The organism is Sphingomonas psychrotolerans (assembly GCF_002796605.1).
Lineage (GTDB): Bacteria > Pseudomonadota > Alphaproteobacteria > Sphingomonadales > Sphingomonadaceae > Sphingomonas > Sphingomonas psychrotolerans.
In genome coordinates, this window is record NZ_CP024923.1 from 4,368,464 (window position 1) to 4,382,709 (window position 14,246).

The following is a 14,246-nucleotide window of genomic DNA, read 5'->3' on the forward strand; positions in this document are numbered from 1 at the left end:
GCGCGTGCCGATGCGGTGCTCAAGCGGACCGGGCAGGAAGCCAGCATGCAGGGCCTGGGGATCGCCCAGCTGAAGGGCGTGCGCCAGTTAAAGCTGGATCGGCCCGCGGCAGCGGAACCCGTGTTCGCCGACATCGCCGCGAAGCGACGCGCACGCTTCGGGCGCTCGGCAGGCCTCGCCGTCGACTTGCTCCAGCTCGGCCGCGCGCAGCTCGCGCTCCGCAAATATGCCGAGGCGAGCCATTCGCTGGCCGAGGCGGAGGTAATGTCGATCGAGAAATTGAGCCCGGCCGCGCCGCCCACCATCGTCGTCGGCGCGACCTTGGCCGAAGCGCAGGCCGAAGCCGGCGATCCGGCCGCGGCGATGCGCACGCTCGATCGGATCGAACCGATCGTAAAGGCGATGCCCCCCAACCCCTTCTATCCGATCGTCCTGCGCGCCCGCGCCATTGCCCTGCTCAAGCAAGGGAAGCGCGTCGAGGCGCTCGCGGCGCTGGACCAGGCCGAGAAGCTGTTTCGCGCGCTGGGGCCTGCCGGCGCGAGCTATATCAAGGGATTGCCGGCGTTGCGGGCGCGACTGACGGGTTAGGCCGTCGCCATTTCGTGGTGGATCCACGCACGTGCCTGGACCCACCAGCGCCGGACGGTTCGGTCGCTGACGCCGAGCACGGCCGCGGTTTCGCGTTCGTCCATCCCGGCAAAGAACCGGCAATCGACCACCTGCGCAAGATTGGCGTCGAACTGGGACAGCAGCTTCAGCGCATCGCCGAGACGAACGACATCGGCGTCTTCGGGCACGGCCGCGGCAAGTGAATCGAGCTGCTGGGTAAAGCTGTAGGTCGGCGCATTGCGCTTCGAGGCAAGCCGGGCGCGCGCGGCGTCGATCAATATGTGGCGGATCGCGGTGGCCGCGCAGCCGAGGAATTGCGACTGACTCTCCCAACCCTGGCGCGAGCGCAGCTTCATATAGGCTTCGTTGATCAGCGCCGTCGGCTGCAGCGTCTGCGGCGATCCGGCTCGGAAATGTTCGCGGCGCGCGATCGCGCGAAGTTCGGCGTAGAGGCCTTCGATCAGTTCGTCGGCGACCGGCGATTTGTCGTCCGGCCCGGTGATCCTGTCCATTGCTACGCTGCGCCCACCCCAAGACCCGCTTTTCATGCGGCCAAGGCGCGCGGATGGCAAGCGGGCGCCCGATCAATGGGCGCCCGCCTCGTCTCATTCCCGGTCAGCCAGCGCCTGCCTTACCAGCCGAAGGTCATGCCGGCGCGGCCGCCGGTTGAGCCCTTGACGGTGGAGCCCGCAAATCCGCCGCTCACCCAAATGTGATCGGTCACCCTGGCGACGACGGCACCCGAGAAGCCCTGCTCGCTGCGATAGGTGGCCAGGTTGAACGATACCGCCACCGTCATGTCCGGTGGCATCACGGTGCCGCCGAGCGCCATGGCTGCAGCGATACCACCATTGGCGGCACGGGCCTGTCGCCCGAGCACCCGGCTCTGGTTCTCGAGCACGCTGGTGCGGCTCTCCAGAGCACCGGTTCTGCCCTCCAGCAACGTCGCGCGATTCTCGAGTGCTGTGGCACGCCCGTCGAGGCCGGCGAGTCGAGTCACATCGAGCGTCGAGGTGGCCAGATTGCCCAACGCATCCGTACTGATCAGCGAGAGCGCCCCGGCCTGGGCGACCCGGCTCGCCGACGAGGCGATACCAGCGGCCGTGTAGGTCGACGCCGACGTCCCCAGCGCGACTTGCCCCGCGCGGCTTGCCACCGCGCCATTGCCGATCGCAACCGATCCGTCCCCGGTTGCGCTGCTCGCGTTACCGAGCGCGACGGCTCCCGTGCCGGTCGCGCTGTTGTTCGCACCCAGTGCAATGGCACCGGTTCCGGTCGCGACATTGGGATCGCCGATCGCAACGGCGCCATCACCCGACGCAGTATTTCCCGCGCCGATCGACACGGCCTTGCCGCCCACCGCACGCGCGGCCGAACCGATCGCAACCGATTGTGCACCGCTGGCAAGGCTGCCGCCGCCGACCGCAATCGCTTCGGCACCCGTCGCCTGCGGCAACGCGCCGGTGCTATTGGCGCGGAAGTAAGCGCCGTTGGCCAGCGCTGTATTGGCGGTGGCTTGCGCAAGCGCTGCATTGCCGCCGGCGGTGAACACGGCCGCATCCAGCTGCCCCTTGGTCACTGCATCGTTCGCATTGATGCCATCGGCAACGTTGACGATCCGTTTGGTCGCTGCGGTCGTGTTGAACGTCGCGGCCGCAGCCGCCGAAATACCCACCGACACTGTATCGGTCTCGTCGGCGACGGTACCACTTCCAAGTGCAGTCGATCGCATTGCCATTGCCTGGGCATTGGCGCCAAGTGCCGTGCTGCGTGTCGCGCTGGCCCCGCTGAACAGGCCCAGCGTTACCGATGCGTCGCCGCTTGCGACGCTGCTTGCGCCAACGGCGGTGGCCGACGCGCCAGTCGCGCGCGATTGGCCACCCAGCGCAGTGGCGCTCAAGTTGCTTGCAACCGTTCCCTGACCGACCGCCGTTGAAAGGAAAGCGGTGGCTTGTGCACCATCGCCGACCGCTGCCGCCTGACTATTGGCTGTTGCGTTGTTGCCGAAGGCGCTGCCGCCGGCGGCTGTCGTGTTGCGACCGACCGCCACGCCGCCGGTTGCCGTCGCGCCATTACCGACTGCAGTCGAGAACGCCCCGGTTGCGGTCGTGGCAGCACTGGTCGTGCCACCAATCGCCAGGCCGCCGCCCGTTGTTGTAGCCCCGCCGCCTACGGCGATGCCGCCACCATTTGCGGCCGCCGTAGCGGATGCTCCGTTGCCGATCGCAATCGAATCGCGAGTGGCTGCGTTGGCGGAATAGCCCAGGCTGGTCGCGCCAGACGCGGTGGCCTGTGCCGCCGTGCCGATTGCGGTCGAAAACGTCTGCGTCGCCGCCGAATCATAACCGTATGACGCACTCCTGTCGCCGCTCGCCGTCGATCGTCCGCCCGTAGCGGTCGTGCGATCCCCCGTCGCCACAGCCAGCGCGCCCGTGGCCGTCGAGTAAGCCTGCGTTGCCTGCGATTGCGTGCCGCTGGCGGTGGAGAAACTCCCCGACGCGAGCGACAGGCCGCCGGTCGCGTTGGCACTGCCGCCGGTCGCCCGGGCGCCGCGGCCAAGCGCGGTGCCGAACTCGCCTGCGATCGTATCGGCGCCGATAGCGACCGCTTCGTCACCCTGCGCATCCGCGCGCAATCCGGCCGCGATCGATCCAGTCGTCCGGGCCTTCGCTTCCAGGCCCAGCGCGATGGCTGCCGTCCCCTGCGCGTTGGAGGTCAGCCCCAGCGCGACGGCGCCATCGCCGTTGGCGATATTATCCGCGCCGATCGCGACAGCACCGTTGCCGGTCGCTGTGTTCGGATCGCCGATCGCCACGGCTCCGTTTCCTGTCGCAGTCTGCCCCTGTCCCAAGGCTACGGCGCCAATGCCCGTGGCGGTGCTGCTGGCGGTCTGCACGCTGTTGGCGCCAGTGCCCGATTTGACCGCACCCGCCGAAGCGGCGACCGCGTCGAGCTGCGCCTTGTTCACCGCATCGGTCGCGGCGGTACCGGCCGCGACGTTGACGATCTGACGCTCCGAACCCACGCTACCGATCGACAAGGTGTTGACACGGTCGGCGAGCGACGACGCCCCCAGGGCAATGGCGTTGTTCGCCGTCGACTGTGAGTCCTGGCCGATCGCGGTGCCGAAATTCCCGATCGTCGTGGCACGCCGCCCGAGCGCTAGCCCTCCGCCCGTGGCATTGCTGTCGCCACCGATCGCAATCGATTCCAGCCCGGTAGCGATTGCCGATACCCCCCGATCGCCGTTGATGTTCCCGGCAAAGGCGGACAGGCGCTCATCCGCTGTCGCAGCATCGAGCTGGCCCTTGTTCACAGCATCGGAACTTTGCGTGCCGGCAGCGACGTTGACGATCTGACGCTGCGATGCGGCAGTGCCCACGGATACGGTGTTGGCACGGTCGGCAACGGAGTATGATCCCAACGCGACGCCACCGCTCGCCAGCACTTCGGACGAACTGCCGACCGCCGTCGCGGTTGAAACATTCGCCTTGGAGAATGCGCCAACCGCGACTGAGGTGAAGCCGAACGCCTGAGAGGATGTGCCGATAGCAGCCGTGTATTGCCCAGACGTGCTGGCACCATTGCCGATGGCTATCGCATTGGTGCCCGCGGCAGTGCTTGCCCGACCGATTGCCGTGGAGTCATCGTCGGCACTGGCCTGCCATCCCACCGCAGTCGAACGCGTTGCAGCGGTCGTATCCGCGCCGATGGCTACGCTGCCGTCGCCGGTTATCGACGCATTGTTACCGCACGCCACATCGCGGTCCTTGCCGGCCGCGATGGTTCCGGCGTCGGCGTTCGCCGTGTTCTTGCAGATCACATTCTGAGCTTGAGCCGCCGAAGGCAGCATGGACGCGGCGGCGATCGCAAACGGCGCCGAAGCAGCGAGCAGCATAGTATTACGCATGTCGAATATCCCCATTTGCGGTGGACACGCGACGATTGCGCCAGGCACGCCGTCCCGTGCCCACCGCTGCTTCATCAAGAAATCAGCCGATTGTGATCGGGCATTTGGCTAGACGGGATAATCACGCGAGACCGGACAACGCCGGCGATTAAAATTGCGCATGAGAAATCGATGTCTGCTTGAGATCGGCGGCCATATGTCGGAACGGCCGCAAATGGGCGCGTAGCTGCCGTCAGTGCGGAAGGTCGAAGTTGGGGCCGCTAGTCGATAGGCAGCTTTCGGCTAACGGCTGGCGAAGTCGCCATTCGTTCTGATCAGCCATTCGTGCCTTCGAGTCGAGGTATCGACCGGAATTCATCGCCTACTCTTCCGCCGCAGGCCGGGGTGCTCCGCCACGACGGATATTGGCGCGCCCTGATGAGCGGTCGTCGCGCCGCCAGGTCCATTTGATACCCTCGCCCTCGATGGGAGAGAGGGTCCTGCCTGAGGCAGTGCGAGAATGAGGGTTAGCCCTCCCCAAAAGTTGTGGCTTCAGGCCTCGCCCCCGGTCACATTCTCTCCCATCAAGAGCGGGCTTTGAGGCGGGTCGCACGATTCGAGTCTTCACTTCCACGCAGTCACGCCGCAGTCCGAATATTGAAACGCTACTGCAACGGTCTCGCCGCCAGATCGCAACAGCGCGCACCTATTGGCGCCCTCGCCCGGGGGATCACACCCGGGGGGAGAAATTCAAAATGTCGCACACTTCGCGCCTGCTTCGGGCAACGCTGCCGTTCACCCTCGCCGCATTGGGCGTCGTTCCATCCGCCCACGCGCAGACTGCGGGTGCGGGCACTGATGACGCGGCGCAACCGGCGACCCAGTCCGACATGCAGGCGGATGCGCAGGGCGATGAGATCGTCGTCACCGGATCCTATGCCCGCAGTCTTGCCGCGGCGACCGAGACCAAGCGCCAGGCCGCGTACGGCGTCGATTCGATCAACTCGACCGATATCGGCAAATTCCCCACCCAGAACGTCGCCGAGGCGCTCCAGCTGGTCACCGGTGTCGCGATCACCCGGCCGCGCGGCGAAGGCCTCTATGTCAGCGTGCGCGGGCTCGGGCCGCAGTTCCAGAGCACGATGCTCAACGGCCGCTCGGTCGCGATCAACGACCTGATCGAGAATGGCGGCGCCGCCGGCCGCCAGTTCCGCTTCGAGATGCTGCCGGCCGAGTTCGTCTCGCAGATCGACGTGGTCAAGACGCCGACCTCGGACATGACCGAAGGCGCGCTGGGCGGCAACATCGACGTGCACACCTTCCGCCCGCTCGAGGTCGGCACCAAGACCACGCTCAATCTGCGCGGCACCTACACGACGATGACCGACAAGGTGAAGCCCAACGCCACCGCACTGACCAGCTATAAGTCGGAAGACGGCACCTTCGGCCTGCTCGCCGGCGCGCAATATTGGTCCAAGGCCGTCCGCAATGACCGCTGGTACAATAACGGCTGGATCCTGAACAGGTTCACCGCCCCTGCAGCCGGCGGGCTTCCGGCAGGCTTGTACACCCCCATCCGCACGCGTCCGACGATCGAGACCGAGAAGCGCGAGCGCTATTCGGGGCTGATCTCTGCCCAGTGGAAGCCCTCGGACGAGCTCGAGACCACGCTCGACGTGCTCGGCACGCGGCTCGACGTCGCTTATGACGAGTTCGGCCTCGACATCTATCCCGACGATGCCGGTGGTTCCGGCGTTCCCGGCGTTTCGATCGTCCCCGGATCGGTCAAGCTCGACGGGAACACCGTGGTCGCCGCGACGATCAACAATGTGCGCTTCATGGGCACGCGCGAATACAGCCTCAATCGCCACGACCTGCTCAGCGTCGGACTCAAGCAGAGCTGGAAGCCCGAGGGTTGGGATGTCACAGCCAACGTCAATTGGTCGTACGCGCACAGCTTTCACCCGAGCTACGACGTGGGCACGGTGCGCAGCCGCATTCAGTTCAACGCGCCGCTGACCTACGACGCGACGGGCGGGTATAAGGTGATCCCGACCTTCACCACCACGGTCGACCCGACCAATCCGGCCAACTTCACGCTCTATCCGTTCAACATCGCCCCCAAGAACAGCAAGGACTGGGACTGGTATGCGCGGCTCGATGTCGGCCATCAGATGGACGGCTTCCTGACCAGGATCGCCGCCGGCGGCGAATATCACTGGCGCAAGCGCGATTACCGGCGCCGCGACTTCACCGTGACTCCCGCGGCCGGCACGCAGCTGCTGACCTTCGCGCCAGATGGCTATGAAGCGTTGCCGTTCGACGATTTCCTGAGTGGCGTGTCAGGCAATGGACCGCGCAACTGGATCGTGCCGATAACCAGCGTGTTCTACGACAAATTGTTCACCGATGCGGTGGCCAATGCGCCGCTGTCGGCGGGCGACCGTCGCGCCTCTTATGTGGTGACCGAGAAGACCGCGAGCGGCTATGTCCGCGCCGATTATGCGGTGGGATCGAGCATCACCGGCAATGTTGGCATCCGCTATGTCCACACCGATCAGGTGGCGAGCGGCACGCTGACCCTTGGCACCACGCCAACTCCGGCGAGCTTCCCCAAGACCTTCAACAACTGGCTGCCGAGCTTCAATCTGCGCGCCGAGCTGAGCCCGACGCTCATCGCACGCCTCGCCGCCAGCCGTGTGCTCACCCGGCCCAACGTCACCCAGAGCGCGCCGCAGATCAGCGTCTCGACCGACGCCGCGACCGGAAGCGGCGGCAATCCCGATCTCGTGCCCTTCCTCGCGACGCAGTTCGACGGCTCGCTCGAATGGTATTTCAATCGCAAGGGCTCGCTGACTGCGGCCTTGTTCTACAAGGCGATGGACAATTACATCACTGCGCAGAACATCAACGTCGAGATCCCCGGCCGCGGCACGATCCTGCTGAGCACGCAGGTCAATGGCGGCGACGCGAAGGTTTACGGCGCCGAGGCGGCGTACAACCAGGTGTTCACTTTCCTGCCGAAGCCGCTCGATGGGCTGGGCATCCAGGCATCGTACACCCACACTTCGGTGCAGGCGAACTACACTGCCGGCGCGCGAACGATCGAGGATCAGCTGATCGGGCTGTCGAAGAACAGCTTCAACCTCGTCGGCTTTTACGATTACGGCCCGGTCTCGGCGCGGCTTTCTTATGTGTGGCGCGACAAATATCTGGCGGGCACCGGCAGCACCACGAACACGCCGAGCTATATCGACGCGTTCGGTTCGCTGGACGGGAACCTCTCGTTCCGGGTGACCGACAAGACGACGGTCAGCCTCGAGGCGATCAACATCGCCGGCGCACGGCAGTATAGCTACAGCGACGATCCGATCCGCTATAACGAGATCCATTATTGGGGCCGGACGATCCTGTTCGGCGTGCGGACGGAGTTCTGATGCTCAAGGCGATCCTAGCTGTCGCTGCGCTGGCTTCGGCCGGCGCGGCGGCGGCCCCGCAGACGATGAACGACGTCCAGGTCGTCGGCTCGCACAACAGCTTCAAGGCACGCATCCCCGCCGCGGTAATGGCGAAGCTGCGCGCGATGGACTCGAAATCGGCCGACGGGCTCGATTATTACCATGTGCCGCTTACGAACCAGCTCGATGCCGGCGTGCGCCAGTTCGAGCTCGACATCTTCGCGGATCCCGAGGGCGGCCGCTATGCCGATCCCAAGGGGGAAGCCTGGGCCAAGGCGGCCGGCGAAGTCACCGGCTTCGATCGCGCGGCGATGCTGAAGCCGGGGTTCAAGGTGTTCCACATCCCCGATGTGGATTATCTGAGCACCTGCGCGACTTTGGTCGGGTGTTTGCGCGAAGTCGATCGCTGGTCGCGGGCGCATCCGAACCATCTGCCGATCATGATCACGATCAACGCCGCCGACACGCCTTCGGGCCGGCCGGGGATCACCAGTCCCTTGGCGCTCGACGACAAGGCGCTGCTCGATGCGCTGGACGGCGAGATCCGTTCGGTGCTGCCGGGCAAGCGGCTGATCACGCCCGACGAGGTGCGCGGGAGCGCGCCGACGCTGCGTGACGCGGTGCGGACGCGCGGCTGGCCGACGCTGAAGGCGACGCGGGGACGGATCTACGTGTTGCTCGACGTGCGCGCCGCGGTGTCGAATGCCTATCGCGCGGAGCATCCGTCGTTGGCCGGGCGGGCAATGTTCGGCTGGTATCCCGATGGCGAACCCGAGGCGGCGGTGCAGATCGTCCAGGATCCGCTGTTGGACGGCGAGAAGATCCGCAAGTGGGTCGCCGAGGGCGTGATCGTACGAACCCGCACCGACGCCAATACCGTCGAGGCACGCACCCGCGATTTCGCCAAGGCACGTGCGGCAATGGCGAGTGGGGCGCAGGCGATCAGCACTGATTATTACCCCGGCGCGCCCGATCCGTTGCAGGCCGGCTTCGTCGTGACGCTGCCCGACAAGGCAATGGCACGGTGCAGCCCGGTGCGCGTGGCGGCGGGGTGTTCGCTGCGGCCGTGATTCAGCCGAGGATGCCTGGCAAATCGAGACCCTGCTCGCGGGCGCAATCCAGCGCGATTTCGTAGCCTGCATCGGCGTGACGCATCACGCCGGTGGCGGGGTCGTTCCACAACACGCGTTCGATCCGGCGGGCGGCGTCCCGGGTGCCGTCGCAGACGATCACCATTCCCGAATGCTGCGAGAAGCCCATGCCGACCCCGCCACCGTGATGGAGCGACACCCAGGTCGCGCCGCTGGCGGTGTTGAGCAGGGCGTTGAGCAGCGGCCAGTCCGAGACGGCGTCGGAGCCGTCCTGCATCTTCTCGGTTTCGCGGTTCGGCGAGGCGACCGAACCCGAATCGAGATGGTCGCGGCCGATGACGATCGGGGCCTTGAGTTCACCGCTGGCGACCATTTCGTTGAAGGCGAGGCCGAGGCGGTGGCGGTCCCCCAGGCCCACCCAGCAGATCCGCGCCGGCAGGCCCTGAAAGTGGATGCGGTCGCGCGCCATGTCGAGCCAGTTGTGGAGATGCTGGTTGTCGGGAAGCAATTCCCTCACCTTGGCGTCGGTCTTCCAGATGTCCTCGGGATCGCCCGACAGCGCCACCCAGCGGAACGGACCGATTCCGCGGCAGAAAAGCGGGCGGATATAAGCGGGGACGAAGCCGGGGAAGTCGAATGCGTCGGTGACGCCCTCCTCGAAAGCCATCTGGCGGATGTTGTTGCCGTAATCGACCGTCGGGACGCCTTGTCCGTGGAAGTCGAGCATCGCGCGGACGTGGATCGCCATCGAGGCGCGGGCGGCCTTGTCGAGGCCTTCGGGATCGTCGGCGCGGGCGCGTTCCCATCGGTCGAGGTTCCAGCCTGCGGGTAAATAGCCGTTGCGCGGATCGTGCGCCGAGGTCTGGTCGGTCACGGCATCGGGGCGGATGCCGCGGCGGACCATCTCGGGGTAGATCTCCGCGGCATTGCCGAGCAGGCCGACCGAGACGGCCTTGCCGGCGGCGTGGGCTTCCGTGACGATGGCGAGCGCTTCCTCGATCGTCGCGGCCTGGGCGTCGAGATAGCCGGTCTTGAGCCGCATCTCGATCCGCGAGGGCTGGCATTCGACGGCGATGCACGAGGCGCCGGCCATCGTCGCGGCGAGCGGCTGAGCGCCGCCCATGCCGCCGAGCCCGGCGGTGAGGATCCAGCGGCCTTGCAGGCTGCCGCCGAAATGCTGGCGGCCCATTTCGGCGAAGGTCTCGTAGGTGCCCTGAACGATGCCTTGGCTGCCGATATAGATCCAGCTGCCGGCGGTCATCTGGCCGTACATCATCAGACCCTTGCGATCGAGCGCGTTGAAATGCTCCCAATTGGCCCAGTGCGGTACGAGGTTCGAATTGGCGAGCAGCACCCGGGGCGCGTCGGCATGAGTGCGGAAGATGCCGACCGGCTTGCCCGACTGGATCAGCAGGGTCTGGTCGTCTTCGAGCCGTCGCAAGCTGGCGACGATCGCGTCATAGCTCTCCCAATCGCGCGCGGCGCGGCCGATCCCGCCATAGACGATCAGTTCCTCCGGTCTTTCCGCGACCTCGGGATCCAGATTATTCATCAGCATGCGCAGGGGGGCTTCGGTGAGCCAGCTCTTCGCGCTCAATTCGGTGCCGCGTGCGGCGCGGATGTTGCGGCTGTTGTCGCGGCGGGTGGTCATGTCGTCTTCCAGTCGAGGCAGGCGGCGAGGATGTTCCGGAGATGCGTCGCAAGCGGCGCGGCGCGCGTGGCGTCATACGGCGTCGGCCAGTTGGTCTCGTCGGGCGTGTCTGGCTCGTCGAGATAGCCGCGGCAGGCGAGTTCCATCTGGATCGCGTGCACGCCGGTTTCGGGGCGGCCGTGATGACGGGTGGTGTAGCCGCCGCGGAAGCGGCCGTTGACCACCAGCGAGCGCCCGGTGGCGGCGCAGGCGCGCTCGACCGCCTGTTCGAGCGCGGGATCGCAGGTCACGCCGTTGTTGGTGCCGATGTTGAACTGGGGGAGTTCGCCGTCGAACAGGCGGGGCATGTGGCTGCGGATCGAGTGGCAATCGTAGAGGACGACATGGCCGTGCAGGTCGCGCAGACGGACAAGCTCGGCTGAAATTGCGGTGTGATAGGGCGTCAGCCAGCGATCACGGCGTTCGGCGATCTCCGCCACGCCGGGTTCCTGGCCGGGCACGTAGAGCGACTCGCCGTCGAAGGTGGTGGTCGGGCAAAGCTCGGTGGTGGTCTGACCCGGATAGAGCGACGCGCCGGAGGGGTCGCGGTTCACGTCGATGACGCTGCGCGAGAGGCTGGTGCGGACGATCGTCGCGTCCATATCCTCGGCGAAGACATAGAGCCGGTCGATCCACCAGTCGGCGTCCTTGCGCGCGCGCCATAAGGAGACGAAGCGCGGGGCGAGATCGTCGGGGATATGGGTGCCGGTGTGCGGCATGCCGAGCACTAGCGGCGCGGTCCCGCGGCGGACATGGAGCCAATCCTTAGCCATGCGCGACCGCGGGGACGGGGACGGCATGCGCTTCGGCGATCTCGCGCAGCTTTCCCGAGCGGACGACCTGCGCGGCGGCGGCGATGTCGGGGTGGAAATAGCGGTCGTCGTCGAGATGCGCGACGGCGCCACGGACGTGGCGGTGGACCGCGTGGATCGCGGCGCTGCTCTCGATCGGCGCGTGGAAGTCATAGCCCTGCGCGGCGGCGAGCAATTCGATCCCTATCACGTGGCCGGTATTGTCGGCCATCGCCATCAGCCGGCGGGCGCCGTGTGCGGCCATCGAGACATGGTCTTCCTGATTGGCCGAGGTCGGGATCGAATCGACGCTGGCCGGCCAGGCACGCTGCTTGTTCTCGGAGACCAGAGCGGCGGCGGTGACCTGCGGGATCATGAAGCCCGAATTGAGCCCCGGGCGCGGGGTGAGGAAGGCGGGAAGACCGGACAATGCGGGATCGACCAGCATCGCCAGCCGGCGCTCTGACAGCGAACCGATCTCGCACAAGGCCATTGCGATCATGTCGGCGGCGAAGGCGACGGGCTCGGCGTGAAAATTGCCGCCCGACAGCACTTCGTCGGTGTCGGCGAAGACGAGCGGGTTGTCCGAAACGCTGTTCGCTTCGGTTCCCAAGGTGGTCGCGGCCTGGCGGAGCAGATCGAGCGCGGCGCCCATCACCTGCGGCTGGCAGCGCAGGCAATAGGGGTCCTGGACGCGCTTGTCGTCTTCGCGATGCGAGGCGCGCAAGGGGGAGCCGTGCATCATCGCGCGAAGCATCGCGGCAACCTCGATCTGGCCGCGATGCCCGCGCAGTTCGTGGATACGCGGGTCGAACGGCGTGTCCGAGCCCTTGGCGGCTTCGGTGGAGAGCGCGCCGGCGACGAGCGCGGCCGCGTGCAGCGCCTCTGCCTCGAAGAGGCCGGCGAGCGCATAGGCGCAGGAGAATTGCGTGCCGTTGAGCAGCGCCAGCCCTTCCTTGGGGCCGAGCGCCAGCGGGGCCAGGCCGGCATCGCGCAATGCCTGTTCGGCGGGAAGCCGCCCGGCGGGGGTGTCGATCTCGCCGACGCCGATCATCGCCGCAGTCATGTGCGCGAGCGGCGCGAGGTCGCCCGAGGCGCCGACCGAACCCTGCGCCGGAACCACGGGCAAGAGATCGCGCGCCAGCATCGCTTCGAGCAGGTCGATCGTCGCGAGGCGGACGCCCGAGGCGCCGCGGCCGAGGCTCGCCAGCTTGAGCGCCATCATCAGGCGCAGAACGGGGCGTGGCATCGGATCGCCTACCCCGGCGGCATGCGAGAGGACGAGATTGCGCTGGAGCGTGTCGAGATCGGCCGGTTCGATGCGGATGCTGGCGAGCAGGCCGAAGCCGGTGTTGACGCCGTACACGGCAAGGTCCCCCGCGGCGATCCGCGCGATCGTATCGGCGGCGCGTTGCACGGCTTCGCGGCAGGCGGGATCGAGCCGCGCATCGGCGCCCCGATAGATGCTGCGCCATTGCTCGAGCGGCACTGCACCGGGCACGATCATGTTCGTCCTCCAAAGATGCGGGCATGGAGCGGGTTGAAGCCCATACGGTAGACGAGCTCGGCCGGTTCCTTGATGTCCCAGATCGCGAGATCGCAGCGTTTGCCGGGCTCGAGCGTGCCGATGGTGTCGAGCCGGCCGAGCGCGCGCGCGGCTTCGCGGGTCATGCCGGCGATGCATTCGTCGACGGTGAGGCGGAACAGGGTCGCGGCCATGTTCATCGCGAGCAGGGGCGAGGTGAGCGGCGAGGTGCCGGGATTGCAGTCGGTCGCCACGGCGATCGGAACACCGGCGGTGCGGAGCGCGTCGATCGGGGGGAGGCGCGCCTCGCGCGTGAAATAGAAGGCGCCGGGGAGCAGCACCGCGACCGTGCCCGCGCGCGCCATCGCGTCGATGCCCGCTTCGTCGAGATGTTCGAGATGATCGGCCGAGAGGGCGCCGAATGCGGCGGCGAGTGCGGCGCCGTGGAGATTGGAGAGCTGTTCGGCGTGGAGCTTGACCGGCAGGCCGTGCGCGGCTGCGGCTTCGAAGACCCGGCGTACCTGATCGGTGTTGAAGCCGATCCCTTCGCAAAAGGCGTCGACTGCGTCGGCGAGCCCGGCGACGGCAGGGATCATCTCGTTGCAGACCAGATCGACATAGCCGTCCGGGTCTCCGGCGAATTCCGGGGGCAAAGCATGCGCGCCGAGGAAGGTGGCGGCGATCCCCACCCGACGCGCTTCGCCGAGCGCGCGGGCGGCTTCGAGCATCTTGATTTCGTCCGCCGGCGAGAGGCCGTAGCCGGACTTGATCTCGACCGTGGTGAGGCCCTCGACCAGCATCGCGTCGAGGCGGGGCAGGGCTTCGGCGATCAGCTGCTCCCGGCTGGCGGCGCGAGTCGCGGTCATGGTCGAGACGATGCCGCCGCCGGCGCGGGCGATCGCTTCGTAGCTCGCGCCGGCCAGCCGCAGCTCGAACTCGCGCGCGCGATTGCCGGCATATACGAGGTGCGTGTGGCAATCGATCAGCCCGGGCGTGATCCAGCGCCCGGCGCAATCGTGCACAGTCCCGGCGTCGAAGGCGGGGGCCTCGGCGCGGGGGCCGGCATAGACGATGGACTCGCCGGTGGCGGCGATCAGGCCGTCCTCCATCACGCCGAGACCGGGAAGATCGCCGCGCAGCGTGGCCAGTCTGGCGTTGCTCCACAGCTGCTCGACGCGCACGCCCTGACCTCC

Annotated in this window: 8 protein-coding genes; 2 read left to right on the plus strand and 6 right to left on the minus strand. The window is 67.0% G+C overall.

Annotation, left to right across the window (positions count from 1 at the left end; genetic code table 11):
• Positions 1-584 precede the first annotated feature (584 nt).
• Both CVN68_RS19940 and CVN68_RS19945 read right to left on the minus strand, forming a co-directional pair.
• Positions 585-1,121, minus strand: coding sequence for an ECF-type sigma factor (locus tag CVN68_RS19940; RefSeq protein ID WP_100283739.1), 537 nt, complete (start codon positions 1,119-1,121; stop codon positions 585-587).
• 119 nt (positions 1,122-1,240) lie between these two features.
• On the minus strand, positions 1,241-4,519 hold the full coding sequence (locus CVN68_RS19945; protein WP_158298980.1) for a YadA-like family protein: 3,279 nt from the start codon (positions 4,517-4,519) through the stop codon (positions 1,241-1,243).
• 734 nt (positions 4,520-5,253) lie between these two features.
• On the opposite strand from CVN68_RS19945, the gene CVN68_RS19950 reads away from it, so the two are divergent.
• Positions 5,254-7,935 (plus strand): TonB-dependent receptor, encoded by a 2,682-nt coding sequence (locus CVN68_RS19950; RefSeq protein WP_100283741.1) that lies wholly within the window; start codon positions 5,254-5,256, stop codon positions 7,933-7,935.
• A complete protein-coding gene (locus CVN68_RS19955) occupies positions 7,935-9,026 on the plus strand; it encodes a Ca2+-dependent phosphoinositide-specific phospholipase C (protein ID WP_100283742.1) in 1,092 nt (363 codons plus the stop codon). The genes CVN68_RS19950 and CVN68_RS19955 overlap by 1 nt, the downstream gene beginning before the upstream one ends.
• Before the next feature lies 1 nt (position 9,027).
• On the opposite strand, the gene hutU is transcribed toward CVN68_RS19955, so the two are convergent.
• Genes hutU through hutI form a run of 4 tightly spaced genes read right to left on the minus strand, consistent with a single transcriptional unit; the run spans position 9,028 to position 14,234 of the window.
• Positions 9,028-10,698 (minus strand): urocanate hydratase, encoded by a 1,671-nt coding sequence (gene hutU / locus CVN68_RS19960; protein WP_100283743.1) that lies wholly within the window; start codon positions 10,696-10,698, stop codon positions 9,028-9,030.
• The gene (gene hutG, locus CVN68_RS19965) at positions 10,695-11,510 is read right to left on the minus strand and encodes an N-formylglutamate deformylase (RefSeq protein ID WP_100283744.1); all 816 of its coding nucleotides are present in this window, start codon (positions 11,508-11,510) and stop codon (positions 10,695-10,697) included. The genes hutU and hutG overlap by 4 nt, the downstream gene beginning before the upstream one ends.
• Entirely contained in the window at positions 11,503-13,035 is a 1,533-nt protein-coding gene (gene hutH, locus CVN68_RS19970) for a histidine ammonia-lyase (RefSeq protein WP_100283745.1), read from the minus strand. Before hutH ends, hutG begins: the two co-directional genes overlap by 8 nt.
• On the minus strand, positions 13,032-14,234 hold the full coding sequence (hutI, locus tag CVN68_RS19975) for an imidazolonepropionase (protein WP_100283746.1): 1,203 nt from the start codon (positions 14,232-14,234) through the stop codon (positions 13,032-13,034). Before hutI ends, hutH begins: the two co-directional genes overlap by 4 nt.
• Between the last annotated feature and the right edge of the window lie 12 nt (positions 14,235-14,246).

Excerpts from the sequence above, each read along its gene's own strand:
- CVN68_RS19940 (WP_100283739.1), bottom strand. The coding sequence starts at position 1,121 with ATGGACAGGATCACCGGGCCGGACGACAAATCGCCGGTCGCCGACGAA.
- CVN68_RS19945 (WP_158298980.1), bottom strand. The coding sequence starts at position 4,519 with ATGCGTAATACTATGCTGCTCGCTGCTTCGGCGCCGTTTGCGATCGCC.
- CVN68_RS19950 (WP_100283741.1), top strand. The coding sequence starts at position 5,254 with ATGTCGCACACTTCGCGCCTGCTTCGGGCAACGCTGCCGTTCACCCTC.
- CVN68_RS19955 (WP_100283742.1), top strand. The coding sequence starts at position 7,935 with ATGCTCAAGGCGATCCTAGCTGTCGCTGCGCTGGCTTCGGCCGGCGCG.
- hutU (WP_100283743.1), bottom strand. The coding sequence starts at position 10,698 with ATGACCACCCGCCGCGACAACAGCCGCAACATCCGCGCCGCACGCGGC.
- hutG (WP_100283744.1), bottom strand. The coding sequence starts at position 11,510 with ATGGCTAAGGATTGGCTCCATGTCCGCCGCGGGACCGCGCCGCTAGTG.
- hutH (WP_100283745.1), bottom strand. The coding sequence starts at position 13,035 with ATGATCGTGCCCGGTGCAGTGCCGCTCGAGCAATGGCGCAGCATCTAT.